Origin of the sequence: Chitinophaga rupis (assembly GCF_900109685.1) — a bacterium.
GTDB lineage: Bacteria > Bacteroidota > Bacteroidia > Chitinophagales > Chitinophagaceae > Chitinophaga > Chitinophaga rupis.
Genome location: NZ_FOBB01000005.1, coordinates 311,789 through 338,637 on the forward strand (window position 1 = coordinate 311,789; position 26,849 = coordinate 338,637).

Annotated in this window: 20 protein-coding genes; 12 read left to right on the forward strand and 8 right to left on the reverse strand. The window is 48.3% G+C overall.

Annotation, left to right across the window (positions count from 1 at the left end; translation table 11 throughout):
- Nucleotides 1-5: 5 nt before the first annotated feature.
- Complete coding sequence (locus BMZ54_RS20770) at nt 6-3,050, reverse strand: SusC/RagA family TonB-linked outer membrane protein (protein ID WP_089916676.1); 3,045 nt, start codon at nt 3,048-3,050, stop codon at nt 6-8.
- A 226-nt stretch (nt 3,051-3,276) separates the two neighbouring features.
- Between BMZ54_RS20770 and BMZ54_RS20775 the strand changes: the two genes are divergently transcribed.
- From BMZ54_RS20775 to BMZ54_RS20785, 3 genes are all read left to right on the forward strand, one after another.
- Nucleotides 3,277-4,434, forward strand: coding sequence for a LacI family DNA-binding transcriptional regulator (locus BMZ54_RS20775; RefSeq protein WP_089916680.1), 1,158 nt, complete (start codon nt 3,277-3,279; stop codon nt 4,432-4,434).
- 105 nt (nt 4,435-4,539) lie between these two features.
- Complete coding sequence (locus BMZ54_RS20780) at nt 4,540-4,989, forward strand: helix-turn-helix domain-containing protein (RefSeq protein ID WP_202909317.1); 450 nt, start codon at nt 4,540-4,542, stop codon at nt 4,987-4,989.
- A gap of 27 nt (nt 4,990-5,016) precedes the next feature.
- Entirely contained in the window at nt 5,017-5,841 is an 825-nt protein-coding gene (locus BMZ54_RS20785; RefSeq protein ID WP_089916683.1) for a CPBP family intramembrane glutamic endopeptidase, read from the forward strand.
- On the opposite strand, the gene BMZ54_RS20790 is transcribed toward BMZ54_RS20785, so the two are convergent.
- Nucleotides 5,767-7,437, reverse strand: a complete 1,671-nt coding sequence (locus BMZ54_RS20790; RefSeq protein ID WP_162277627.1) for a glycosyltransferase family 39 protein — start codon at nt 7,435-7,437, stop codon at nt 5,767-5,769. The two genes, BMZ54_RS20785 and BMZ54_RS20790, sit on opposite strands and share 75 nt — an antisense overlap.
- A 723-nt stretch (nt 7,438-8,160) precedes the next feature.
- Between BMZ54_RS20790 and BMZ54_RS20795 the strand changes: the two genes are divergently transcribed.
- The 3 genes from BMZ54_RS20795 (at nt 8,161) to BMZ54_RS20805 (ending at nt 13,290) form a co-directional block, all read left to right on the forward strand.
- Nucleotides 8,161-10,620 carry a PKD domain-containing protein gene (locus BMZ54_RS20795; protein WP_089916692.1) on the forward strand — a complete coding sequence of 820 codons (2,460 nt, stop codon included), beginning with the start codon at nt 8,161-8,163 and terminating at the stop codon, nt 10,618-10,620.
- A gap of 116 nt (nt 10,621-10,736) precedes the next feature.
- Nucleotides 10,737-12,701 (forward strand): T9SS type B sorting domain-containing protein, encoded by a 1,965-nt coding sequence (locus BMZ54_RS20800; RefSeq protein ID WP_089916697.1) that lies wholly within the window; start codon nt 10,737-10,739, stop codon nt 12,699-12,701.
- Between the two features lie 193 nt (nt 12,702-12,894).
- Nucleotides 12,895-13,290, forward strand: a complete 396-nt coding sequence (locus tag BMZ54_RS20805; RefSeq protein ID WP_162277628.1) for a carbohydrate-binding protein — start codon at nt 12,895-12,897, stop codon at nt 13,288-13,290.
- Between the two features lie 235 nt (nt 13,291-13,525).
- On the opposite strand, the gene BMZ54_RS20810 is transcribed toward BMZ54_RS20805, so the two are convergent.
- From BMZ54_RS20810 to BMZ54_RS20830, 5 genes are all read right to left on the reverse strand, one after another.
- On the reverse strand, nt 13,526-14,224 hold the full coding sequence (locus BMZ54_RS20810) for a LytR/AlgR family response regulator transcription factor (RefSeq protein ID WP_089916707.1): 699 nt from the start codon (nt 14,222-14,224) through the stop codon (nt 13,526-13,528).
- Between the two features lie 89 nt (nt 14,225-14,313).
- Nucleotides 14,314-15,453, reverse strand: a complete 1,140-nt coding sequence (locus BMZ54_RS20815) for a sensor histidine kinase (RefSeq protein ID WP_089916709.1) — start codon at nt 15,451-15,453, stop codon at nt 14,314-14,316.
- A gap of 87 nt (nt 15,454-15,540) precedes the next feature.
- Nucleotides 15,541-16,890 (reverse strand): hypothetical protein, encoded by a 1,350-nt coding sequence (locus BMZ54_RS20820; protein ID WP_089916713.1) that lies wholly within the window; start codon nt 16,888-16,890, stop codon nt 15,541-15,543.
- 31 nt (nt 16,891-16,921) lie between these two features.
- Nucleotides 16,922-17,314, reverse strand: a complete 393-nt coding sequence (locus BMZ54_RS20825) for a hypothetical protein (RefSeq protein WP_089916719.1) — start codon at nt 17,312-17,314, stop codon at nt 16,922-16,924.
- A 45-nt stretch (nt 17,315-17,359) separates the two neighbouring features.
- Nucleotides 17,360-18,157, reverse strand: coding sequence for a C1 family peptidase (locus BMZ54_RS20830; RefSeq protein WP_089916725.1), 798 nt, complete (start codon nt 18,155-18,157; stop codon nt 17,360-17,362).
- Between the two features lie 366 nt (nt 18,158-18,523).
- Here BMZ54_RS20830 and BMZ54_RS20835 point away from each other — a divergent pair, with 366 nt between their 5' ends.
- From BMZ54_RS20835 to BMZ54_RS20860, 6 genes are all read left to right on the forward strand, one after another.
- Entirely contained in the window at nt 18,524-18,997 is a 474-nt protein-coding gene (locus BMZ54_RS20835) for a hypothetical protein (RefSeq protein ID WP_089916729.1), read from the forward strand.
- 17 nt (nt 18,998-19,014) lie between these two features.
- Complete coding sequence (locus BMZ54_RS20840) at nt 19,015-19,674, forward strand: hypothetical protein (protein ID WP_143081088.1); 660 nt, start codon at nt 19,015-19,017, stop codon at nt 19,672-19,674.
- 4 nt (nt 19,675-19,678) lie between these two features.
- On the forward strand, nt 19,679-20,467 hold the full coding sequence (locus BMZ54_RS20845) for a sensor histidine kinase (protein WP_162277629.1): 789 nt from the start codon (nt 19,679-19,681) through the stop codon (nt 20,465-20,467).
- Complete coding sequence (locus tag BMZ54_RS20850; protein WP_089916737.1) at nt 20,460-21,119, forward strand: response regulator transcription factor; 660 nt, start codon at nt 20,460-20,462, stop codon at nt 21,117-21,119. The genes BMZ54_RS20845 and BMZ54_RS20850 overlap by 8 nt, the downstream gene beginning before the upstream one ends.
- 150 nt (nt 21,120-21,269) lie before the next feature.
- On the forward strand, nt 21,270-23,372 hold the full coding sequence (locus BMZ54_RS20855) for a gluzincin family metallopeptidase (RefSeq protein WP_089916742.1): 2,103 nt from the start codon (nt 21,270-21,272) through the stop codon (nt 23,370-23,372).
- A 10-nt stretch (nt 23,373-23,382) separates the two neighbouring features.
- Nucleotides 23,383-24,906, forward strand: coding sequence for an MBL fold metallo-hydrolase (locus BMZ54_RS20860; RefSeq protein ID WP_089916745.1), 1,524 nt, complete (start codon nt 23,383-23,385; stop codon nt 24,904-24,906).
- Here the strand turns inward: BMZ54_RS20860 and BMZ54_RS20865 are convergent.
- The gene (locus BMZ54_RS20865) at nt 24,896-26,782 is read right to left on the reverse strand and encodes a M1 family metallopeptidase (RefSeq protein ID WP_089916750.1); all 1,887 of its coding nucleotides are present in this window, start codon (nt 26,780-26,782) and stop codon (nt 24,896-24,898) included. The two genes, BMZ54_RS20860 and BMZ54_RS20865, sit on opposite strands and share 11 nt — an antisense overlap.
- Nucleotides 26,783-26,849: the final 67 nt, after the last annotated feature.

Here is a 26,849-nt window from a genome sequence, read left to right on the forward strand (position 1 = left end):
ATTTTTTATAGTCCAACCTGTAAGCCAACGAGGAAAGACCTTGCCATGGGATATACGAGGTTGTCAACCCCGATCAGTGTGTTTGAGCCGCCAAAGGAATTTACTTCCGGATCGTAGCCGCTGTAATTGGTGATGGTGAAAAGATTGTTGCTGCTGATATAAAGCCTTGCATTGGTGATATATTTTATGGCAGGCAGCTTATAACCAAGGGTAATATTCTTCATCCGGATATAGGAGCCATCTTCCACAAAACGGTCTGATACCGGAAGCCTGCCTCCCTGGAACCCGCTTGCATACTCATTATTAGGGTTCGTGGGTGACCAGCGGTTAACCACACCCGAAACCACATTCCTGCCTCCCAAACCATTTTCAAAAGTATAGCGGCTCAGGTTAAAGATCTTATTGCCCTGTACACCGGAAAGAAAGAAGGAAAGATCAAAACGGCCGTAGCTGAAGTTGGAGGAGAACCCAAAAATATAAGAGGGATTTGCATTGCCGCTGATCGTTTGATCGGCGCCGGTGATCTGGTTGTCCTTATTCAGGTCTGCGACCTTTACACCGCCTGTTCTGCTGCCGCTACCGGCCAGCACGGTTTCACCGGTTTGGTAAATACCGTTAAATACATAGGTTTTGAAAATGCCCAGCGGCTGCCCAACCTTAAGCACACTGTAGGGGTTCAGCACATATTCATTGGTGCCGCCCTCCAGGCTTAAAAGCTGGTTGCGGTTCACAGAAATATTTGCATTCACATTCCATTTGAATTTGCCGGTAAGCAGCCTGGCATCCGCAGCAACCTCTATGCCTTTGTTCCGGATGCTGGCAAAGTTGCCCGTTACAGAAGCATAACCGGAAGAAAGCGGCAGGTTCTTCACAAACAGAAGGTCCTTTGTTTTCTTATTATAATAATCCACCACAATGTTCAGGCGGTCCTGCAGCAGCCCTATGTCAAGGCCAACGTTGGCCTGAGTCGATTTCTCCCAGCGCAGGTCTGCATTGGGAATACCCGTAGGACTGATGCCCACTGTATAAATATGGTTGAACTGGTAATTACTGCCGGAACCTTCCAGTGACAGTGACTGGTACGGTGCAATAGCGCCCGCATTCCCGGTTTGGCCGTAGCTGGCCCTTAATTTCAGATCGCTGAACACTTTGCTGTTTTGCAGGAAAGGTTCTTCAATAATGCGCCAGGCGCCGGCAATAGCCGGGAAGAAGCCCCATTTATGATTTTCACCGAACTTGGAAGCGCCGTCATAACGGGCGGTAATATCCAGGAAGTATTTATTGGCATAGCCATAGTTAATACGGCCCATGTACGAATTAAGCGCCTCTTTATTGCGGTTGCTGCTCACCGTTCTGTTCACCGCCAGCTGCACCGCTTCATTGGCGGTAGCATCATTCGGAAAGCCGTTTGCATTGATGGTATTATCATTATACAAATTGCTTTGAATGGCATACACGCCTGTGAACTTGATGGTATGATCGCCAAAAGCATGATCGTAGGTAAGAATGCTTTCATGCAGCCAGGAGGTAGTGTTCACATTCCCTTTGGATGCAGTGCCGGAGTTGGCGTTCACTTCCGCCTTACCAAGAATGTAAATGGGCGAATAATAATCATTCAGCGTGTTGCTTACATCCGCGTTGAAAGAAGCGCGGTAGCTTAAGCCGGTAATGATCTTTGCTTCAGCATATACATTGGCCAGCGTGCGTTTAATAGTATTGCGGTTCAGGATATTGGCCAGCCCCACCGGGTTGGCAATTTCCCGGTAACGGCCGTTGAACTGGTCGGCAAAAGGATAAACACTGCCATTATCCTTATAAGGCACCAGGGTAGGAGGTGCGCCCAGCGTGGCGCCCACAATGCTTTGCGTTACCAGCGGCCCGTCAATGGAGCTAACGCCCGTAGGAATATTGTTATTGATGGTGTAGCTGCTGACAATACTGGTACCCACTTTAAAGCGGCTGCTGATGTTGTGGTCCAGCGTGGCTCTTAAAGAATAGCGCTTGAAATCCGAGGAAATAATAATACCTTCCTGATTGAAGAAGTTGCCGGATAGGGAGAACTGGGTTTTATCCGAACCACCGCTTACAGATGCCTGGTAGTTTTGTATGCTGGCCTGGCGGTACACAATATCCTGCCAGTTGGTTCCCTGTCCTAGGGAGGCCGGGTCAGGATAGATCTGCGAATTATAGATATCATTTTCCAGCTTCGCAAACTCCGCAGCGTTCATCATGGATAGTTCTTTGGTAATATTTTGTACGCCCCGGTACATGTCCAGCTGTACCCGTGTAGCGCCGCTCTTTCCGCGTTTGGTGCTGATCAGTACAACACCGTTGGCGCCTCTTGCACCATAAATGGCGGTAGAAGATGCATCCTTCAATATTTCCACGGATTCAATATCATTTGGATTGATGGTAGATAAAGGGCTTACATCACTCACGCCGCCGCTGTTGGAGATCTGGATCCCATCAATAATGTAAAGCGGTTCAGAGGAGCCGTTGATGGAATTGGTACCGCGGATCCGTACGCTGATGTTACCTCCCGGGGCCGCATTATTTTGCGTAATTTGTACGCCAGGCACCCTGGCAGAAAGGCCCTGGGCCACATTCGTAACAGGCGTTTGCGTAATATCCGCCGATTTAACGGATGCTATGGAGCCGGTAGATGCCGCTTTGCGTTGCGTACCATAGCCAACAACCACTACATCGTTCAGCTTACTGATATCAGGCTTCAGGGACACGGTAAGGGACGACTGGCCGCGGACTTCCACCGCGCTGCTTTCATAACCCTGGAAGGTGATGGTGATGGTAGCATTGGAGGCTACATCTTTCAATGTAAACACGCCGGTGCTGCTGGTAACAGTTCCTTTTGAAGTGCCTTTTACCGCAACAGTAGCTCCCGGCAAGGCCAGCCCGTTCTCATCCATCACCTTTCCGGTAACAGATGGTAAAAGGGATTGTGCATTTGCCGGCAGCGCAAAGAAGGAAAAAAGCATAAGCAGCAGGATACTGACACAGCCCGGTAATTTAAACAAGGGACTTGTTTTTTTCATAACGTAAGCATCTTTAGCTTTTAAAAAAGTTAGTCATAAAGTGGTTCCGCAATGTTAGAGAAGAATGTTAAACAATGGAAAAATTCCCGGCCTTTTGGAAAACAGAATCTATCGGGAACGTAACCGCAAACGATACCGGTAGCAGCAGGAGGAAAAAATCTTATTACCGCACGTTAAAAAAACGTGCTTTATTTTAGCATTAGCAATCAAAATCTTTTTGTTTTAGATGATAAAATGTATCCGGTGCAGTCATGTGCACGCGATCACAAAATCAGGTATTGTAAGGGGGAAACAACGCTATTATTGTAAGGATTGTAACATTCATTTCACCCTGCCGGGGGAGGCAGCAGTGGAGGTGCGGCAGCAAAAAAAGCATATGGCCACCATCGTGGATATTGCAAAAGCGCTGAACATCTCCAAGTCTACCGTATCCAGGGCATTACATGAACATAGTGATATTAACCCGCAAACAAGAGCCGCAGTGCTGGAAATGGCCCGGCAGCTCGACTATCAGCCTAACCTGCTGGCCAAAAGCCTGGTAAAGAGTAAAAGCAACACCATTGGCATTATTGTGCCGGAGTTCCTGACCTATTTTTTTCCTACCATTATTATGGGTGCGCAGCAGGTAGCAGAGCAGGCCGGCTATAATGTGATCATCTGCCAGTCGCAGGAATCCTTTAAAACAGAAGTGGCCAATGCCAGCGTATTACTGGCCAACCGGGTGGATGGCGTATTGATCTCCATGACCAGGGAAACTAAAAACTTCGAGCACTTCAAGGCATTTGAACGGCATGGCATTCCCGTGGTATTCTTTAACCGCATCTGCGATGAAATGGATACCTCAAAGGTGCTGGTAAATGATTATGAAGGCGCGCTCAAGGCGGTGGAGCATTTGATTGAGAACGGCTACCGCAATATTGCACATATCGGCGGCCCGCCGGCACTGCGTATCACGCATAACCGCTTAAAGGGCTACCGGGATGCGCTGGAAAAACACGGCCTGCCTTTTAAAAAAGAGCTGGTGGTGCATTGCAACCTTTCAAAAAAAGATGCCATTCACTGCGCTGAAAAGCTGCTGAACGGGAAGCGCCGGCCCGATGCTGTTTTTTGTGTGAACGATCCCGTAGCCATTCAGCTGATGCTGGCCGCCAAAAAAATGAAAATAAAGATCCCTTCAGAAATGGGTATTGTGGGCTTCAGCAATGATCCTATTTCGGAAGTAATTGAGCCTGCCCTTACAACCGTACAGCAGCCGGTAGCAGATATAGGCCGTTCAGCCATGCACATACTGCTGGATGCCATCAAAGAGGGCGATGCTTATTCGCCGGTGCTGCAGTCGCTGGAAACAACCCTTATTATCAGGGGATCCTCATCCCGGAAATAGCGGCAGTATTATGAAAGTCGTATCTATGGCTGGTGTGGCGTGCAAATGTCGCCTCAATGACGTGCTCACAAATTGCTTTATATTTGAGCCATTGCATACTTTTGAATGACACCAACTAAGAAACAAATGATTGCCGGCTGTATCAGGGACGCAAGACTTGCCAAAGGTTATACCCAAAAGGAATTGTCAGATCTTGCCAATATCAGTGTTCGTTCCATACAAAGGATTGAGAACGGTGAGATCGTCCCAAGAAGCTATACTTTAAAAACCCTGTCCGGAGTGCTGGAAATTCCTTTTGAAACCTTCCAGGACCAGCCCCTGCAAACGGACACTGTTGAGCCGCAGGAGCCATTGCCCAAACCCGTTCCTAAAATAAACAAACCTCAAAAGATCATCCTTACCATAGGATTGCCCTTACTGGTTTTTTTCGGCTGCTGGGCGTACCTTGCCCAATCACGCAGCTTTCCTGAAACACAGTTTGAATTATTAACCTTTATAACGATTGTCCTTCTTTTATTAATCGTATTGCTGTTTATGATCTGGAAGGTCAAATGATCGCTTTCACTTAATTAACTACTGAAAATGTATAAGATTCTGATCCGAAGCCTGCTATTCTGGGCTTTGTTTGTTGCACTATTTTATGGGGTCGGCCATTTGGCGGCAATGGTTCCTGGCCAGTGGTCACGGCTGGTGCTGGCTTTCCTGGGCGTAATGGCCGGGTTTTTCCTGATGTGGACCTTTCTTAAAATTGAGAAAAAAACGTTTAAGGGTGTTGGATTGGTGCTGGAAAGCAGCACGCTCCCCAAATTTCTACTGGGTATACTGATCGGAGCTGTATTCATAGCACTGGCCTTGTTTGCCCTGACCTGCTTCACCGACCTTGAGCTTAAAAGAAGCTCAAATGCAATTCAGCTGCAAACATGGCTTTGGTCTTTAATGGTCATTATTCCATTGGCTTTTTTGGAGGAGCTGATGTTCCGTTCCTATGCTTTTTTACAATTAAATAAAGCCTATGGATTGCTGTGGGCACAGTTTATTGCAGCTATTGCTTTTGCGTTATACCATGTAGCAGGTGGATGGAGCTGGCAGGTTGCTTTTTTAGGACCCGGTGTATGGGCTTTTGTATTCGGCCTGGCAGCCGTATGGTCAAAAGGTATTGCGCTGCCTACCGGCATTCACACCGCGCTGAATTTTTTGCAGCTATTAACCGGCATGAAAAAAGATAAAGCATCATTATGGCTGCTGGACCTTAAAACGGACCATGCCATCAATGCCCAGGCCCAGGTTAGTAAAATTGGGATCTTTATACAGGTCTTTATTCTGATTGCTGCACTATTTGCTACCTGGCTTTATATCCGGAGAAGCAGGCATCCGCTTCAGGAACACAAACCCGTTCTTCCGGTATAGCTCTTTCAGGCTGGGATTGTTTTTGGTGTATTCCTCCACCCGGTCTACCTTACTGATGAAATAAGTGGGCTTATCAATATCTCCCCACTGCAGCCACGATTCATCATAGGAGTTGGGATTAGTGGGTTTTTCTTTCTGTGCGTAAAAGAAGGGTGCATAACTCCAATATCCCAACGTAGTTACATAACAATCTTCACCCTGCCGTTGTATTAAAAAGTCAATGGCCGCACCCTGGGAGTAACGTTCTACCTTGGGTACAATAAGCGCTGCCGCAAAAAATATCACCAGCGCAGTGCCGCCAAAAAAGGTCCAGGCAGCGCGGCTGAAAGCGCGCTTTTTCAGCCACCACAGCCCCAGTACTACGGTTAGCAGCATAAGTACGCCGGCCGTGCCTTCCCAGCCGTTCCAGTGCACATCTGCTTCCATATTGCCTTGTGCAAACCGGTCGTGCACATAGGGGATCAGCTTTTTTATGTTCATCGCGATCACCGTTACAGAGATCAGCACTATAGAAATTAAAATGCCCAGTATGGCAGCTATCACCCCGGCATACTTTTTATACGCAGCCTCCTTATGTTCCCATTTATAAAAAGTATAGGCTGCCAGGAACGTTACCGGGAACCAGGCCATGGAAGAGTAGTGGATAATGCGCGATTGCACAATGGTAAAGAGCACGGTCACTACCCAGAACAGCATTACCATCCACATCTTAAAGTCTTTATCATACCGGCTGCTGTAACGCATACGGAAGAATGCGGGGATGGCAAATACCGAAGCCGGAAAACAGCCGATCAGTATCACGATGTAGTGATAACCGAAAAAGCCTTTCTGTCCGGCATCGTGCGTGGAAAACAGGCGGTACTGGTATTTCAGGAACTCCGTAATAAACCAGGGCCCGTTCTTCATAGTCTCATACCCGTACCAGGAGCAGGTGATGAGCGCAGCCACTACCAGGAACAGCAGCGCATGCAACCAGTTAAAGTATTGCTTAAACCGGTTGTAAATAAAGTATACTCCCAGCACCAGTAAAAAGATCATCAGCGCTACCTGGCCTTTGGTTAAAATAGCCAGGCCCATGAAAATACCTGCCCATGCAGCATAGGTTACCGGGTCTTTGGCCAGGCGTACATGATCAAAGCCATTTCGTTTCCAGTGGTATAAAATGAAATAGTATAAGGAAAGAAAAATAAACAGGTTAAACCAGGGATCTATTAACCCGGATTTAAAGTACATATTCGGGAACAGGGAGCCGGCATAGGCCAGCGCCCAGTAGGCGCCGAATTTACGGTCGTACACTTGCTGTCCGCACAGGAACAGTACCACCAGCGTAACTATACCGCAAATGGCATTGGGCAGGCGCGCTGCAAATTCCGTGTAGCCAAAGCATTTCATAGCCACCGTTTGCATCCAGAAGAACATGGGCGGCTTTTCCCAGAAAGGTTTAAAATTCACATAAATGCGGGAGTAATCATCCAGTTTGATCATTTCCCGGGAGCATTCCGCAAAATTGATCTCATCCCAGTCAAATAAATGTACACGGCCCAGGAAAGGAATGAACAGCAAGGCTGCAATAATGGATATTAGTATGATGATCACTGGTTTTGGCAGGCGCATATTTCCGTGTAGCTCTTTGCGGCAAAGATAGATGCATCTGCGTTTTTTAGCAAATCGGCCGGAAAAAGATAAAGATAAGATCATGTGCCGCGCACGCTTACCGGGTAACGGGGAGGTATATACGCCAGGGGCGATGGTCTATAGTCTATAGTCCATGGTCCATTGCGCAGAACACGGTGGCGGGAAGTGTTTTCCCTGCCTGAAGTCCATATCAAGTCCACATCAAGTCCACGTTATGCCCACAATGTATTGGTGAGCAATGGCATTACGCTTAGTGTAATACTTGTATAAAACTGCTGTCCTATATACAATCATCTGTATTGCAGGGCTATAACATTATATGACATCTGCAATAACAGGCTTAAAAAGACACCATAACGGCTAATGGCTAATACTGTTATATGGGCACATCCATCCCCGCGCTCTATACAATAGATCATTACACTATCCCCAGGCAGTGGACCGTGGACTGTGTTCACTGTAGTCCTACCAATACGCTCCATGCAATGGACCATGGACCATCGACCATGGACCTCAAACAAAAAAAACTTCCCCATCCACCCCCCCGCTTAACGGCAGTGATTGTATTTAGAATGAACCTGAAGCCCTTTATTCATTAAACCATTAACAGTAACACAACTACGGTAACCCTATAGCCGTTCCGTCGAGTTGCATTGGCGCCAACCAAAATGATGAGCTAACAACATGAAGACCATATTTATTATTGTGCTAACGCTGGCGGTATGCCCCGGCATGGGAAAGTTATATGCACAAACATACACCCCCGTAGCTATTACAGGGTTTAATAACGATGTTGTTGCAGATACTGGCACCAGCGCTGTTGCTGTTACCACTACGCCGCTGGACCTGAGCTTTAATGTGCTTTACAGCGCGGCCTTTGGCGTAAAGAATGTTTTTCCGGGCGGCCTGCCCAATACCGGCACTATTGTAAGCGGCGTGCGTACTTACCAGCTGGCGCCTTATGATACCAGTAATGGTTTGTTCCTGTCGCTTAACGGCGCAGTGGCCAACAGCGCTGCTGCCGGCACGCTTACATTGGTAACGCCCGCGTCCTTTAGTAAAATAAGCCTGCTGCTGTTTTCAACAGAAGGTTCCAGCACGCTGCGCGTTACATTGAATTTTACAGACGGCACTACCGCAGTAGCCGGCACCGCCACGGTGCTGGACTGGTTTGGTGGTGGTAATGCTGTGTACTCCGGTTTTGGCCGTACTACACGTATTGCAGCGCCGCCTTATGTTGCAGATGGCATTGCCACTAATGATCCGCGTTTTTATAAGTACGATGTTTCGCTGGCCTGCGCAAACCAGGCAAAACAGCTGCAGTCCATAACCATTAACTTTTTAGGCGGTGGTACCACATTTCCTTCAAGAGCCGTAATACTGGCGCTTTCTGGCATGTCCATCACACCGCTCAGCATAACGCCCACCATTACACCGGCTATTTGTGGTTCCTCCAACGGTGGTATTGAGCTGGCCGTAACAGGCGGCGCACAGCCCTTATCCTACAGCTGGAACACGGTGCCGGTACAATCGCAGCCCAGTATTACCAATCAGCCGGGCGGCCCTTATACCTGTACTATCCTGGATGCCAATGGTTGCACCACTCTTTTCCAGGATACCATTCCACAGCAATCTGCTTCCACGCTTAGTGTTACGGCCAGTGCAGATACGGTTTGCAACGGTACTGCAGTAACGTTAAATGCCAGCGCCAGTGGCGGCACGGTAAGCAATTACCAGTGGCAGCCCAATAATGCAGCAGGACAAAGTATAACTGTAACACCGGCAGCTACTACCGTGTACGTGGTAACCGCACAGGATGCATTTGGCTGCAGCCTGAAGGATTCCGTGGAGGTAGCCATAAAACCCATGCCAGTAGCTGGTTTTACCGTAACGCCGGCTACCGTATGTTTGGGTGCTTCGCAAACTATTCAGTTCACCGGCACAGCAGCAGCTACGGCTACCTATAACTGGAACAATTTTTCCGGCGCCACCATACAGAGTGGGAGCGGGGCCGGGCCTTATACCATTACTTTTAACACGGCCGCTAATTATACGCTGCAGCTGCAGGTAACAGATAATGGCTGTGCATCGGCCACCGTTACTCAGCCGGTTACCGTAACCGCTGCGCCGGTGGTGAGCTTTGATGTAAGTGATCTTACGCCCTGCGCAGGTGATGCTGCCACCATTACCTTTACCGGCAACGCAGGTGCAGGCGCTGTACCTGTATGGGGCTGGGGCGGAGGCACGGTGCAAAGCGGCAGCGGGTTTGGGCCATACAAGGTTCAGTACAGCAACAGCGGCAGTATATCCCTTGCCGTTACTAACGGCGCCTGTACGGTAAATGCTACTCCGCGGCAGGTAACGGTTATACCGGTACCTGTAGCGGCTTTTAGCCAGGATGTTATCACCGGCTGCCCCGACCTGCCGGTTACCTTTACCGATCAATCACAGAATGCTGATACCTGGTTATGGCGCTTTGGGGATGGCAGTGTATCATCAACAGGCAGCCCGGTACATAATTTCACCACACCCGGCACTTATACCGTTACCCTGATTGCCGGCGCGCAGCAGCAGTGTTTTGATACGCTGGTGCAAACTGCGCTTATTAACGTAGTACCGTCGCCGGTAGCTAAGTTCACCACGCTGCCCGGTGTAAATGTGCCGCTGGAATTTAGCGAAGCGCTTTTCAGCTTCACCAATCAATCCACAGATGCTACCTCCTATGCCTGGGACTTTGGCGACGGCACTACTGCCGCCACGGCCACAGCCAGCCACCAGTATGCCCTGCCGGGCGAGTACCGGGTAGCGCTGCTGGTAAGCAACAGCATTGGCTGTACAGACAGTACCAGCCAGGCCTGGCTAAAAGTGATCCCGGATGCCGTACTACGTATACCCAATGCCTTTAGTCCTAACCGCGACGGTGTAAATGACTTTTGGGAAATACCCGGCCTGGCCGGTATTCCTGGCTGTCATGTGGAGATCTTCAACCGCTGGGGGCAACGCATTTTCGAGAGCACCGGGTACCGGCAACCCTGGGATGGCACCTGGCACGGACAGCAAATGCCCGTGGCCACGTATTACTATGTGATCAAAGCAAAGCCGAAAGACAAACCCTATGCGGGGTGGGTAGCATTACTCCGCTGATTCACTTCATATCACATCAACCAGAATAAAAATGAAACCGAGCATGGTAAACATTTCTCACACGGGACATGTACAGGCGAGGTTCCATCTGACCCTTTAAAATTAAAAATGAACAGATGAAACTACATCTACTCAAACTCCTGCCCCTGTTACTGGTATGTGCCGGCGTACAGCAGCTGGCGGCGCAAACCTATACCCCGGTTGCCGTTACCGGCTTTAACAATGATATAGTAGCGGAATCGGGCACCAGCAGCCTGGCGGTAACCACCACTCCGCTGGACCTCAGCTTTTACCTTTTATATTCCGTGAATTTTGCCACCGCCAACAGCATTTCCGGTGGTATACCGGATAACGGCCTTCTTACCAACGGGAACCGCACTTACCAGCTGGCGCCTTATGATGCACCGAACGGGCTTTACCTTTCCGATGCAGGCCATGTGCCCAATACCGCGGTATCCGGCACGCTGGCATTAGCCACCCCTGCGGCTTTCAGCAAATTAAGCCTGCTGCTGTTCTCCACAGAAGGCAGCAGTGTGGTAGGGGCCACCCTGCACTTTACAGACGGTACCTGGGCAGATGCCGGAAATGTGCATGTGGACGACTGGTTTAATGGCGCCAATGCCATCGTGAGCGGGGTAGGGCGTATTGCCCGTAAGGCCACCCCTCCCTACCTGGTAGATGGTATGAGCGGTAACAATCCCCGCTTTTACCGGTTTGATGTGCCTATGGCCTGTAAGAACCAGCCCAAGCTGCTGGACTCCATCCGCCTGAATTACATATCCGGAGGCGATACCAGCTCCCGCGCAGTGATACTGGCCGTTGCCGGCGTAAGTTATGTACCGGTAAGCATAACAGCGGACATAACACCTGCCATCTGCAACAATGCCAACGGCAGCATTGCCCTGAGCGTAACGGGCGGCACCCCGCCTTTATCCTACGCATGGACCTCCTCGCCCGTGCAGGTAAAAGATACCGCCACCGGCCTGGCCCCGGGTAATTATTCCTGCACCATCCTGGATGTTTACGGCTGTGCTACCACCTACCGGGGCACGGTGCCTAAGAAAACAGCCGCGGTGCTTACTGCCACGGCCAGCAAAGATTCCCTGTGCGCAGGCAGCAGCGCCACACTTACGGCCAGCGCCACCGGCCCGGTAAGCAATTACAGCTGGCAGCCCGGTAGCGGCAATGCCAATACCGTAACCGTATCGCCCGGCGCTACTACCAGCTACATTGTAAGCGCGGTAGATACGCTGGGTTGTACTATATCCGATACCGTTAAGGTAACGGTAACGCCTGTTCCGGCAGCTCCGGAAGCAGGCGCCGTAACCGCCTGTGCAGACAGCACCGCCATTTTAGCGGTACAAAACGCTACTGCCGCCTATACCTACCACTGGTACACGACAGCTGCCGGCGGCACTGTGGCCGGCACAGGCAATACCTTTACGGCCCCCGGCGCCACTACGGACGCCACTTATTATGTGGAGGCAGCAAACGGCAGCTGCATCAGCCCGCGTATATCCGTAGCCGTAAGCCGGCTTACACAGGTGGCTGTACCCGTGGTAACCGCAACGCAGATCACGCCAAACAGCGTAATTTTTGTATGGCAGCCCGTTCCAGGCGCCACCGGTTACCAGGTATCGGTAAATGGAAGCGCTTATGTAGCGCCAACTTCCGGCCGTGCGGGCACCACGCACCAGGTAACGGGCGTATCCCTGGCAGAAGGGGTTACCATCAACGTTATTGCTTTGGGAGGGGAAATTTGCCAGAACAGCGCACCGGGGAATACCACTGCCAAGCTGCTGAACCAGGATATTTTTATCCCCAATGCATTCACACCTAATAACGATGGCCATAATGATATTTTCCGGGCGCAGGGCAACATTATTACCGGGCAGGAAATGAAGATCTTTAACCAGTGGGGAGAGCTGATCTTCGCCACTAGCGAGCTTTCCAGGGGCTGGGATGGTACCTCCAACGGCAAGCGGCAGCCCATGGGTGTGTACGTGTATACGATACGGTTAAAGCTGGCCGATGGGAAAGAAACTGTTCGGAAAGGCACCATTAACCTCCTTAGACCCTGATGAAAAAAGTGTTAGGATAGGCTTTATTTTTCGCTCCGTGTTAAATATTATAAAAAATATTATTATTTTGCCTGTCGGATGCTTGTAGGATGTACCTGCCCGGCAGCCAAAAAGTGAGCGATGTGAAGCCTATCCTATGCCTATGAGGTTGATGCTGATGTTGTTGCAATGTATAATTGTCTTCCTGATACCAATGCTGGTACAGGGTCAGACAGCTACACCTCCAACTCAGCCGGCTACTGCCCCTTCCACACCTCCCGTTACCAAAACCAAACACGAAACAGAATTTAAGATGCAGCGCGGCAGTTACCTGGGCTTTGGACAGGTATACCTGGGCATGGGTGAGATAGGTTTCCGCGTAGAAGTAACCAATGACAAGAAAAGCGAACCCACGCTGGAGTTCCGTATAGATAAACCTAAGGGAAAAGTGATAGGCACACTTAAAATACCGTATACAGGAGATACGACGTACGCCCTGAAGGTACCGGCCAGTTTAGGAAAGCACTATGGTACGCACGATCTGTACCTGGTGGCCAAAGGGAGCGGGGAGTTTATTATCTCATCGTTTTCATTCATCCACGTGTATTAAAAAGTTAAAAGTAAAAAGGTAAAAAGTAAAAGATCGGCGGCTATTGTTCACTTTTACTTTGCTTTTACGTTTGGGATTTTAAAAGAATGTAAAATGCAAAAGTTGGCATGCCCATCCGCGGCATTATTTTTAATTTTTACTTTTTGCTTTTTGCTTTTTTACTTATCCCAGGCATTATTTTTACTTTTTGCCTTTTTACTTTTTACTTTTTCACCTTCCACTGTTCACTGTCTATTTATGATTTGGTCCATTCTTCAATAAACCCCGCATAACTATCCCCGATCGGCAGCTCCGGGCCGGTACCTATACGCACTTTTTTATTCACAATAGCGGTGATCTTATTTACCGGCACTATGTAGCTGCGGTGTATGCGCCGGAACCGGTCGGCAGGCAGCTTTTCCTGCATGGCTTTCAGCGTCATCAGCGTCATTATTGGTTTGCCCTGGGTAAGGTGTATCTTGATATAATCCTGCAACCCTTCAATGTACAGGATCTCAATTAAGTTTATTTTGATCAGCTTATACTCTGCCCTTACAAAAATACTTTCCTCCTGTGCAGGCAGGCTCTGTTTACGGTATTGATGATAGTCCAGCGCCCTTTGTACCGCGCGGGAAAAACGGTCAAAATCAATAGGTTTTAACAGGTAATCCAGCGCCTCCAGCTCAAACCCTTCCACGGCAAATTTGCGGTGCGCGGTAATAAAGATCACCACCGGTTTTTCTGCCAGGGAACGTACCAGGTCTATGCCGTTAATGTCCGGCATGTTAATATCCACAAAAAGCAGGTCCACGGGATTATTACGGAGAAATTCTGCAGCGGAGATGGCGTCGTCAAATGTTTGCACCAGGCGTAAGGCCGGGAATTTAGAGACGTATTGTTGTATCAGCGCCAGGGAAAGCGGTTCATCATCTATAGCAATACATCTCATTTGCATAAAGCTTGTTTTTTCATTAAACCTGTAATGTTAGCTCAACGGTGTACAGGCCGTCACTATGTATAATTACGGTATAGCATGGTTTGTCCCTAAACCTGTAATGTTAGCTCAACGGTATATAGGCCGTCACTGTCTGTAATATTCAGTAAATACTTATTACGGTATAAATGGTCTAAACGTTGCCTGGTGTTTATAATTCCAATGCCGGTGCGCTCCTGTGCCGGCCGGTCGCTGAATAAAGGATTCTGGCTAAAAAAAGTAATAGTGCGCGCTTCTGCAAATATCCTTATAATCAGCGTAGATTCCGCATGATTGCTTAACCCGTATTTGAACACATTCTCAATGAACGTCATTAGTATTAACGGTGCAATTTCCTTGCGGGAAAGGTCGCCGCTCACTGAAAAATCCAGCTTTGTTTTTTTACCCAGGCGCAGGCGTTGCAGGTCAATGTAATCACGTATGCAATCCACCTCGCTTTCCAGCGATACAAAATTTTCCGCAGCATCATCTGTCACATACCGCATAATGTTGGATAGCTTCATGATGCTGTTGGCCGTATGTTCATTGCCGGTAAGGGCCAGCGTATAAATGTTGTTAAGGGTATTGAACAAAAAGTGCGGGTTGATCTGCGCTTTCAGGAAAGAGAGTTCTGCATGCGCACGGTCGGCCTCCGCGAGTATGGCGCGTTGTTCGGTAAGCCGCCAGCGCTTGGTAAGCTCCACGGCAATAGCCAGCGTTACCACTACCAGGAACAGGAATATGCTTACCATATCCGTATGTCCGCCATTGCCCCCCGGCCCTCTGCCGCCTGGCCCGAAGCCGCCTCGCGGTCCCGGTGGTGGAAATCCATTGTCCCCCGGTGGCCGCATACCGTAGGGCCCTCCCGGAGGCGGTTTCAAAGCTCCCTGGTTAAAACCATGCTGCGCGCCATGCCCCAGCAGCCGGTCAAAAGGCTGCAGGTAATACACCAGCACCAGGGCCGCCAGCAAAATCCCAAAATAGGCCAGCCACTTTTTCTGAAAGAACAGCTGCGGTATCAGGTAGGTAGTGTTACCGTAGAACAGCATCATGTACACCAGCACAAACAGCCAGTAAGGGCGGGACAACAGCAGCTCCCACCAGTTAGCATCCGAATGCGGCTGCCCGTTTATAAAAAGTAAAGGCAGGCTCAGGAAAATGAGCCAGCCTGTTATATGGGTAATAATGATGGATACATTGCTACGGAACATATATAAAGGAACGAATAGTAAATGTACGAAATAGGGGATGTACCGACGTTCCGCAGGAATGTACCGACTAATTTTTATTCTTTTTCTTTATTGGGGGGAGGGACTGCTGCCGAAAAGATCGTTTAAGTTATAGGTAATGGAGCACTGGAAACGGTCTATCCTGAACTTTTTATTGTACGCCAGGTCAATATCCTCTTTATCCGTATAAACCTGGCTGAGGTTCACTTTACCGGAAAGCATATTTATGAAGCCTGCGGCTACCCCGGCATTGATGCCGATACGGTTCTTTTTCCCGATCAGGATACTGCCGCCTAACAGGTAATTTAGCGTAAAATCAGACTGAAAGGGAACTCCCAGGCCAATATGCGCGCCCATTTCAAATCCCGCCGTTATCTTATAGGTATAATGCATAAGGGCTGTGGCGCCAACCGCCATTTTGGGATGGTAGTCTTCCGTAATGCTGTAACCGGTAATGGTATCCTTGCTGAAGCCTGGTACGGTCCGGTAATTCCTGGAGGTTAAGGCAGAGGTAAAGAAACCGGTTGAAAAGCTGAAATGTCCATAATGTTCTACCGGCCAGCTATAGGAGCGTATGGTGGCAGCATTAATGGCGGCTTCCTTTTGTTTGTCATCGGCGGCTATGGGACTGGTTTGGATGGATATCTGCATTTCGTCGCCGGATACAGCTACATTATCGCTTGTAAAGTTAAAGTCTTCAACCGCATTAATATTTAGCTGTTCTGAAAAGTAGGTCTTGAATTTAGCCGGATAATCTTCTTTTTTGAACGCTTCATAACGTTCTTCTAATGCATCTTTCGCATCGCCCGCAGCCATATTTGCAATAACCACAGGAAATAATGTGGCTGCTCTTTTTACATTGTCTTCAGCTTCATTAAATTCACTGAAGATCTTTTGGGGAGTAATGCCGCTTAGGGCATCCGTACCAAATTCGTTTGAATTGTTGAAGTCTAAATATTTGTATTGTAATGCAACACTACGGTTATGGAATTTATCGTCCAGCTCTGCTATCTTTGCCAGCGCATGCATTAATGCTTTGCTGTTAGCATCCGCGAAGTCCGCCTTTTCTGGGCCGCCAACAGCTAAAAGGGCTTTCAGATCACCAGAGGGCCCTGAAAAGAACGCGCTTAAAATAGTAGGGGGCGTATTATTAAATACCTGTTTGGCAATGTTCACTGAAATGCCGTACCGGTATTTATTAATGCTTTGAATAATTACCGTTACTTTATCGCCCTTATTGAATACAATTGCTTCAATATCTCCTTTAACAGGTAATTCAGTACCACCGTCTACCTGGGTGTAGGTGATCCCTGCTATTTTCTTTTTAATATAGTCGTAATAAATTCTGTAGGATCTTTTTTGTGCAAGCACCTGCATGGTCAGCAGCAGTATAAAACAGCTAAGAATGATCTTTTTCATGGGGGTAATGTATAAAGGTGGATAAAAAGGATTACTTATAAACTAGGGGAATAAATAAAGTATATACCGGTATAAGGTAGGCGCTCAGCATTTGAAAAGTCTTGCTAAACTCCGGCACCGGACCTCCAAAGGAAAATACCCATAGTATAAAGGCAATGCCGGAGATCAGGAAGTCCTGCCATTTAACTACGCCGGCCTGTTTTTTATACAACACATCTGCAAAAAGCAGTAATGCAAACACCAGCAAGAACACCCAGTGAGGGGCTTTCCCTTGTTGCATTAACTGGAAAACGCCCAGATATACAGACACTACTTCCGCAGGTATCAGTTTTAATACACGGGATTCATATGGTGTGGGCTCCAATGGCTGCCCGTTTAGGGAGGCTTTTAAAGCAATAGCTCTGGTAATAACTTGTCTTGACATACAATTAAGATTTAAATCATAATGAATAAATAAGTGTAGGGGGTGTCAGATCAACGCAAGAGACTTGCTGATGGCTGAATGGGTAATGTCTTTGAGATCCTGCTGCAGGCTGGTCATGTCAAAGCCAACCGGTGACTTGTTATTATCCGGGTTTATCCAGTCAATAGAGAGGACGGCATAGGCTTCGTCACAATACGTTTGAAAGAATCCCCAGGTCATGAATTTGATCTCACCCCAGGTTACAACGGCCAGGTAACGGCTGTCGTATCCAACTACAGGTATAGCATGCCCGCCCCAGGAACCGGGCGCACCCTGGCCATACGGGCCATAGGGAGGTATGCTCCATACCTTTTGATCTTTAGCGGAGTTAGGGAGCGCTACGCCCAAGTAACAGCCACCAAACAGGTATACGGCTTCTTTAACCTGCTGTATGTTCTGGTTTTCCAGCCCGGCAAAAGCAGTTATTTTATCATTATTAATGCCGGTGTTCCTCCAGTATTTAAGTACATCCAATACCACTGCACCATTGTCATTCAGTCCGGTCACAGGATCAAAACCGGTAATAGCGGCATAGGCGTCCAGTATTTGCTGATCACCGGGGATCCTAATGGTTTGTACGTTTACATTGCCGGTCCAGTTCATGATCATATGGCCGGCAGCTGCACAGGTGCAATCGCCGTAGCTATCATTTTGCATCATACCCCAGCTTACAGGAATATTATCCTGCCAGGCAATTTTTTCCGGGATGGGTGGCAGTGCCGAAGGAATAATGTACTTTTCAAACTGCAGGGTGCGCAGGTCATGCCTGGCGGGCAGTTTACCCAGTTTAATGTTGCTTTGCATTTTTTGTTTTTTTAGTGTGATGATTGATGGGATTTTTAATACGCTTGTGAATGAAAGGTCAGGGATGCTTGGGATCTTTATTTACAGACAAAGTTAGGTGTGCTTTAAAAGCCTGACAATGGGATAACCACTGTTTTCAAGGGGGTATTTTTCCCGGTATGGTCAGGGAGGTATTTCCCGTTTATTGCAGTTGTTTTATGATGTGGTGTTACCCCTGAAAAGTAGGTGTGGTAAAGGGTTTTGTAGCCTTTGTATAATGTGGGTAGGTAGCCTGTCGGTATATTTAGTACTTGGTAGTGATGTGTTTTTTTACCTACATTCGATGCATTGTAAACCTCAATTTTTAACCTTCAAAATCACTTATCTATGAACACAGATGTAAAAACCACCGCTTCAAATGGCAACCCCAAAGTATCTGAAGTTGATCATGCGGGAGGTCCTATTAAAAGAGAAGACGCCAACAAATTGTTGGACCATTACCTCAAAATCAAAAAAAAATTTCAGCTAATAGCTCCTGCGTTAGACCCAGAGATTAAAGGGTTGTTAGGTTCTGATGGAAATGGTTTCGCTTTTAGCTTAAATGAAGTATTACGTGTTTTAAAAATCGAGCAGCCGCCTTCAATTGAAAACCAGTATTTATTAGTTTTAATGGGAGCGAATTTACAGGAAAGCAAGCCACCGACTGACCCTCATACACCTACAATTATATTAATTGGTGCTTCAAGTGATGACGAAAAGACATATTTTGCTTATAAGGATGTTAACCCTACCGAGCACCCTCCCAAGGTCTACGAACCAGTACTTAAAGAAGTAGAAGAGCTTATTCTTGTAACTCAATAAACAGCTTCCACCTCAAAGTGCCTGCCACCGAAATATTAAGCGATATTTCCATCTGGTCAATTCTATTGCCCTTACTGGTAGCCCTTTGTTATATCCGGAAGCTGTCTGCTGATTCTTTATATGTTGCCGGGATAGTGTTGCTGGCCACTATCCCGCAACTTTTACGCTTCTATATTAAAGAAATGCCAATGCTGTACTTTGCCTATAACATCTACACTCCGCTGGAATTTGCGGGATTATATGGCCTGTTCCATAATAAGTTCTTCAGTCCATGGGCATTGCGTATCTTTAAAATAGCGGCTATCGCTTACGTGTTTATTACAATAGTTATTGTAGGCCTGTTAGGGCTAATACACAGGTTCCTGAATGAATGGGTATGTTTAAATAACCTGGTATACACTATCTGGATCCTGGTTTTCATAATACAGGAGTATTATGAAGAACCGCTGTACCAGGTGAATTTACGCCGCCCTTTCTTCTGGTACCTCAGTGGTCTGTTCTTTTATGCACCCTGTACCTTATTAATATTTTCCCTCTGGCATTATATTAAAAGTATGCCGGGATCATCCCTGTCATACCTGCTGATCATACATTCTGTTTTCAATATAAATATGTACCTGCTGTTCACCATTGGTTTTTGGATGGATGCCGGCAGAAAGCAGTTCAATATTCGTTAATCCTATGCAGCCCTTGAAAAACTACGATATTGTTATAAGTGTAATAGCTGCAACATCGCTTTTCCTGCTGTTGTGCAGCTTTTCCATTGCCTTCCTTTTCATTTACAGAAAAAGAAGGCAGCAATACAAAATGGAAAAACAGCAGATGAAAGACGATTTTGAAAAACAGCTGCTGCAGCTACAGCTGGAAATACAGGAGCAAACCTTAAATAACATCAGCCAGGAGATCCACGATAACGTAGGGCAAATGTTAAGCCTCGCAAAAATACAGCTGAATATTATGGAGCAGCGGCAAACTACGGATACAGAGCTGTTGTACATGGTAAAAGATAATATTGGCCGCGTAATGACCGATCTGCGGGATATCGCCAAAAGCCTTAACAGCGAGCGTTTGCAGGCGCTAACCCTATATGAGGTAATAGATCAGGAGATCCAGCGCTTTAACCGCGGCGATTTTATAAAGGCCGTACTGGTACAGGAAGGCACGGAACAAAAAATGGATATGCAAAAAAAGCTCATCCTGTTCCGTATCATCCAGGAATGTTTGCAGAATGTGCTTAAGCATGCTAATGCCGCCAATGTACACATTACCCTCCGCTACGGGCCGGAACATCTGGAAATTCATGTACAGGATGACGGTGTTGGTTTTGACGTAGCAGCAGAACAGCACCAGGGCAAAGGCCTGGGCCTGGATAATATCACCAACCGGGTAAGGCTCATTAGCGGCCTGGCTTCCGTTCATAGTATTATCGATAAAGGAACACTCATTATTATAATTACACCGTATGCCTGATTACCGGTACATAGCTATTGTAGATGATCATACCATGTTTAGAAAAGGGTTGTGTGCGTTAATAGACCTCTTTCCCCGCTACCGTGTACTGTTTGATGCCGCTAATGGCAAGGATTTTATTAACCGACTGCATCCCGGCCAGCTACCGGATATTGTATTGCTGGATATAAAAATGCCGGAAATGGATGGCTTTGAAACCGCCCGCTGGATCAATGCCCATTACCCGGATATGAAAATACTGGCCCTTAGCACCATGGATGCAGATACCGTGATCATAAAAATGATCCGGAGCGGGGCCAAAGGATATGTGCTTAAAGATGCAGATCCTAAAGAGCTGAACCTGGCCTTTGACGAGGTATTGGCCAAAGGATATTTTTATAATGACCAGCTGTCAAGAAAGATCCTGCAATCGATCAGCGGTCTCACAGATGAAAAGAACATGCTGGGCACGCTGGTAAAGCTAACTGATCGTGAGCTGCAGTTCCTCAAACTGGCCTGCAGCGAAAAAAGCTACCAGCAAATAGCCGGTGAAATGTTCCTGAGCGAGCGTACGGTGGACGGTTACCGGGAAAGCCTTTTCAAAAAGTTAGGCGTTAATACCCGCGTAGGCCTGGTCATCTATGCCATTAAAAACAACATGGTGCAGCTATAACACGTATTTTTACGCTTTATTATTTCAAAAAAAAACCTCACCTTGCAGCAGATAACTGTTCCTTTGAGCGGAAAAGACGCCAATACCCCAAAACATTAGCACGGAAATATTTAAGGTACCCCAAATAACTTTCACTAAAACAGTGAACATATGTCCCCCATTACTCCCAAGAGCTACATCGGGAAAAAACCACCGTTCCGGAAACTACGCGGTTATGCTTTTGATCCCAGCTTATCATTAAAGTTAGATACCGTAGCCATTAACAACATTGTATACAAAGTGGCCTGGGAAACCCTGGAACCCGGTCCCATAGGCGAATACGTGGAGGTGATAGACTTTGACCCCACCGTAGGTAAATTCTACCGCGCCGTAGACCTGGACGATGATTACATCCTGGCGCAGGACGGCCTGGATCCCAGCGAAAGCGACCCGCAGTTCCACCAGCAAATGGTGTATGCAGTAGCTATGACCACCATCAAGAACTTTGAAAGGGCGCTGGGCCGCAAGATCCTCTGGGAATCGCGCCGCGGCCTGAATGTAGCCGTGGAGGATGAATATGTACAGCGCCTGCGCATTTACCCCCATGCCATGCGCGAGGCCAATGCCTATTACAGCCCGGTGAAAAAATCGCTGCTGTTCGGCTACTTTGCATCCACCCCGGCAGATGAAACGCTGCACATGCCCAACTCCGTTGTATTCACAGCCCTGAGCCATGATATTATTGCGCACGAAATTACCCACGCCATCCTGGATGGGGTGCACAACTATTATAACGAAGCTACCAACCCCGATGTGCTGGCCTTTCACGAAGCCTTTGCAGATATTGTAGCCCTGTTCCAGCACTTTAGCTTCCCTGATGTACTGAAACACCAGATCTGCAAAACACGCGGCGACCTGGGCGCACAGAACCTCTTAGGCCAGCTGGCCCAGGAATTTGGTACTGCCGTAGGCGATTACGGCAGCCTGCGCGATGCCATTGGCGAGGTAGATGAGGAAACCAAACAATGGAAGCCTAAAGAGCCTAACCCGGAAGACTACCGCACGGAAATGGAGCCCCACGCACGCGGCAGCATACTGGTAGCCGCCGTGTTTGAGGCTTTCCTGAGCATTTACAAAAGCCGTATTGCCGACCTGCTGCGCATTGCCTCCAACGGTACCGGCATCCTGCGCCAGGGCGATATTCCGCCGGACCTGGTGGACCGGTTGGCCAATGAAGCCGCCAAAGCGGCCGGCCATGTGCTCACCATGTGCATACGCGCTATTGACTATTGCCCGCCCATTGATATTACGTTTGGTGATTACCTGCGCGCCATCATCACAGCAGATATGGATATTGTGGCCGATGACAACCGCGACTACCGCCTGGCTTTTATTGATGCCTTCCGCCGCCGCGGCATTTACCCTGATGGTATTAAAACGCTGAGTGTGGAAAGCCTGCGTTTTCCCCTGCAGGATATTGGCTATATGGCCGATAAGCATGGCACCATGATGAAGAAATATGATGAGAAAAATGATCATAGCCTGAACGAGACCACTAAAGAGCTGCTGGCCATAGTGAACGGCTTTTTACGGGATTATGGCGATGAGATCAAGTATGTGAACGACCGCAGGAAGATCTATTATAAAACACGCGAGTACATTACCGGTTTGTATGAGGAAGGCCGCCCGCATATACCTGGCCTGCACCGGCGGCTGAATGAAAAGTTTGCAGAATCGGCCGACTTTGCCCGGCTCACCGGCCTGGCCTTCGTGGATAATTTTGCTGACCTGGGCCTGCGCCAGTCAAGCCAGTACCAGGGCGCCTCTTTCCAGATCTTAAAACTAAGGCTGGTAACACGCGTAGGCCCCAACGGCACGCAGATCAACAACGTGATCTTTTCCCTTACCCAGCGCAGCGGCGTAATATTTAAAGATGGAGAGATCACCGGGTACTTCAGGCCTAACGCCAATGCGCTGGCCAACACCACGGAAAGCGGGGATCCCATTCCTGAAGGCGGTTTTGAGTTCCGCGGCGGCTGCACCCTCATCTTTGACCTGGATACCCAGGAGCTGAAGTACGCCATCTCCAAACCGATCATTGACCTTCACAGCCTGGATGCGGGACAGACGCCCAAGCTGAACATGAAAAGGATCCGGGCGCAGTACATGTACCAGAACGGCGAAGCAGATTTTGCCATTAATGATTATTTCCAGTTCTTCGGCAACGGCTTCCATCATATGACAGAACCTTTTGCATTTCTTCACCAGCATTAACTGAAACCCCATGACCACGCAAATAAAAAAAGCACCTAAAAAAGTAGCAGCCCGCACCAAACGCGTTGCCAGCGTAACGCTTACCGGTAAGCTGGATCGCGCCTCCATCCGCATGTACTGCTTGGGTACCGGCGATTGTTTTGTGATCAAGTTCTTTAGCCGCAAAACCACCCGCTTCACCATGATGATAGATTGCGGCAGCTGCCAAGGCACCCCCGGAGATTATCAACCTTACCTGAAGGAGCTGCTGGAATATGTAAATGGTTCTGTAGACCTGCTGGTGGTAACGCATGAGCATAATGACCACGTAGCCGGTTTTGCAAAAGACCCTTCTATTTTCAGGGAGCTGGAAATTAAAGAAGCCTGGTTTGCCTGGACCGAGAATCCCAAAGATCCTAACGGCCACGCACAGGAGCTGTTAACCAAACGCACCAAAATGCGCGCTGCCCTGCAAAACGCCATCACGGCCTTTAAAGACCGTCATGAGAACATGAAGATAGGCGCCGGGGGAGATGAGGATAACAGCGAGTTTAACCGCATTATGCTGGATAACAGCAGGGCCTTTATTAATGGGCTGGATACCCTGGCCACCATTAACCTGGACGGAGAAGAGGATACCGGCGGCAAGCCCCTGCCCGGTATGCGCATCATCAAAGAAATACTGGAAGAAAAAAATGTAAAGATCCGTTACCTGAACCCCGGCGATATTGTAAGCCTGCCCAATGCCCCTGGCATAAAGTTCAATATACTGGGCCCGCCCACGAACCGCGATTTTATATTTAAGGATGGTAAAGCCGGGAAGGATGTTTTTCAGAAGAACCTTACCTTAAATGACAGCGCCCTGTCTGTAAACGCCTTTCTTTCCCTGAATAATACAGAACGTAATGATGTGCCTTTCATCAGCGATTACATTGCAGCAGATGAAGCGCCGGAAGCCATTTATAATGCTTCCGGTAACCAGTGGCGCAAGATCAATGACGACTGGCTTTCCAGCGCAGGCTCACTGGCGCTGCGGCTGAACAGCCATATCAATAATACCAGCCTGGCCATGGCCATTGAGTTTGAAAAAACCGGTAAGGTATTATTGTTCCCCGGCGATGCGGAGTATGGCAGCTGGGAAAGCTGGCACCAGATAAAGAAATGGGAAAAGAAGGGGAAAGATGGCAAACATCTTACGGAATGTTTGCTGAACCGTACTGTGTTCTACAAGGTAGGGCATCACCTCAGCTACAACGGCACTGCGCTGGAAAAAGGCATCCTCATGATGGAAAGCGAGGAGCTGGCCGCCATGGCCACGCTGGACCGCCACCGCATTGCAGAAAAGTGGAAAACCACTATGCCTAATAAGCTGCTGCTGCAGGAGCTTATTAAACGCTGCCAGGGCAAGCTGTTCGTGATGGATGAATTCCAGTTCGCCAACCGCCCCTCTCACCAGCTGGACCCGCATACGCTGGGTAAAAAGGTGTATGAGGAAGGGCTGGCGGAAGATGAATCCACCATCCTGTATAAACAGTATACTATTACTAATCTTTAGGCAGGGGCCATACATTGTTGTCTGTATCGGCATCCATAAAAATGCCGCCATCCAGCACCAGGGATTGGATCTTCTTTTTGGTGGTAATGTGTACCTGCGTTTCCTTTTGGCTGGCCTCCCATACCCGCGACGTTTGGTGCAGGGTTTCCGTGCTGCCGTCAGTATAGGTGATCTTCACATCAAAAGGTGTGGCCATACCGCCAATATTCTTAATGTGCAGCGTATAACCCTGTGCGTTAGCTGCCAGCTGTTTTACAGCCAGGTCTATATAATAATTGGAAAAGAACCAGTTAGCCCAGAACCAGTTCAGGTTCTTACCGGATACATTGTTGTACGTATTAAAAAAGTCCCATGGCAGGGGATGTTTGCCATGCCAGCGCTCCATAAAGGCATGCAGGCATTTTTTAAACAGGTCATCGCCCAGCATATCCTTCATAGCCAGGTAACCAAGAGAGGGCTTGCCGTATTCATTATTGCCTAAGCCTGCGCCACCTAATATATCGCCGGGTGTAATAATGGGCAGGTCCTGTTCTGAGCTGGCATCATGGATCCAGTTATCAACACGGAACTGTTTGTACAGCGCTTCCGCTTTTTCCGTGCCCTGGTCTTCACGTCCTATCAGCAGCTCAAAGGTAGTGGCCCAGCCTTCATCCATAAAGCCATAGCGGGTTTCATTAATGCCCATATAAAAGGGCATGTAGGTATGTGCAATCTCATGCTCTGCCACAAACTTGGTAAAGGTAGTGTCGTTGGTAGCGCCGTCATTGGCCATCATGGGGTATTCCATATCCGCATAGCCCTGGAACACGGTCATCTTTTCATATGGGTAAGGTACGCCCGGCCATTTGCGTGATAACCAGCTGAGCGCATGCCGTTCAAAGGATACCATGTGGTGAAAATCGGCCGCTGTGTCATTATACATGGCCTGCACGCTGGCGCGGCGTTTAGTAGCATCGTCCACCACCACGCTGGCGGCATCCCACACAAAATGATCGCTGATGCCAAAGGCCATATCCGGTATGTTGGTGGCCTTGAACTGCCAGCTGTTCATCTCGTTCTGCGCAGTTACGTTCTTCGCCTGCAGGTCCTGCAGGGTAGCAATATGTATCACCTCATCAGATGTTTGGGATGCCTGCAGCTTTTGTGCAAAGGCAGGTTGCAGCAGCTTTTCCGGCTGCTGTAAGGTGCCGGTGCCGCCTACAATGTAGTTTTTGGGCACATTGATGGTAACGGTATAATCATTAAAGTCGTTGTAAAATTCAAGGGCATCGTTAAAGGTCATCTGGTCCCAGCCGTTATAATCATCGTACACGGCTACACGCGGATAAAAATAGGCCAGGAAGTAAGTGGTGGAATCTATCATGCCTTCCCGGTTGCTCACCTTGGATACCTGGTAATGCCAGTCGAACGTAAGCTTTACGGAATCGTTCGGCAGCAGGGGCTCCTGCAGCAATATGGGCTGCCAGGTAAAGTAGCCATTACTTTCCCTCCACCTGCGGGTTTGCCCGTTCACACTAAAGCCATCTATCTTCACACCTTCTGTAAGGTAATCAGCAGGAGTGCCACCCAGGCGCGGTGCGCCGGGTTTATGAATGTTCAGCAGCAGCTTTATCACCATATGCTCCAGCGTATCCGGGCTGTTGTTTACATACGTGATCTCTTCCTTACCCCGTATGGTACGGTCGGGCGGCAGGGCCGTAATGTTAATATTATAACGGGCATGGTTTTGCCAGTAGTTCTTACCGGGTTGCCCATCCATAGCGCGGGTGCCTTTTTTAAAAGCCTGAGTAATATCCCGGGGCATATAAAGGCTTTGGGCATTCACATAAAAAGAGCCGGCAACAGCCAGCATCAACAATAGCGTATAACGGAACATGTACGATCTGCTTTGAGTAATTAGCAGCAATGAAGATATAAATAATTTGCATCGGCTCAATGCCTAT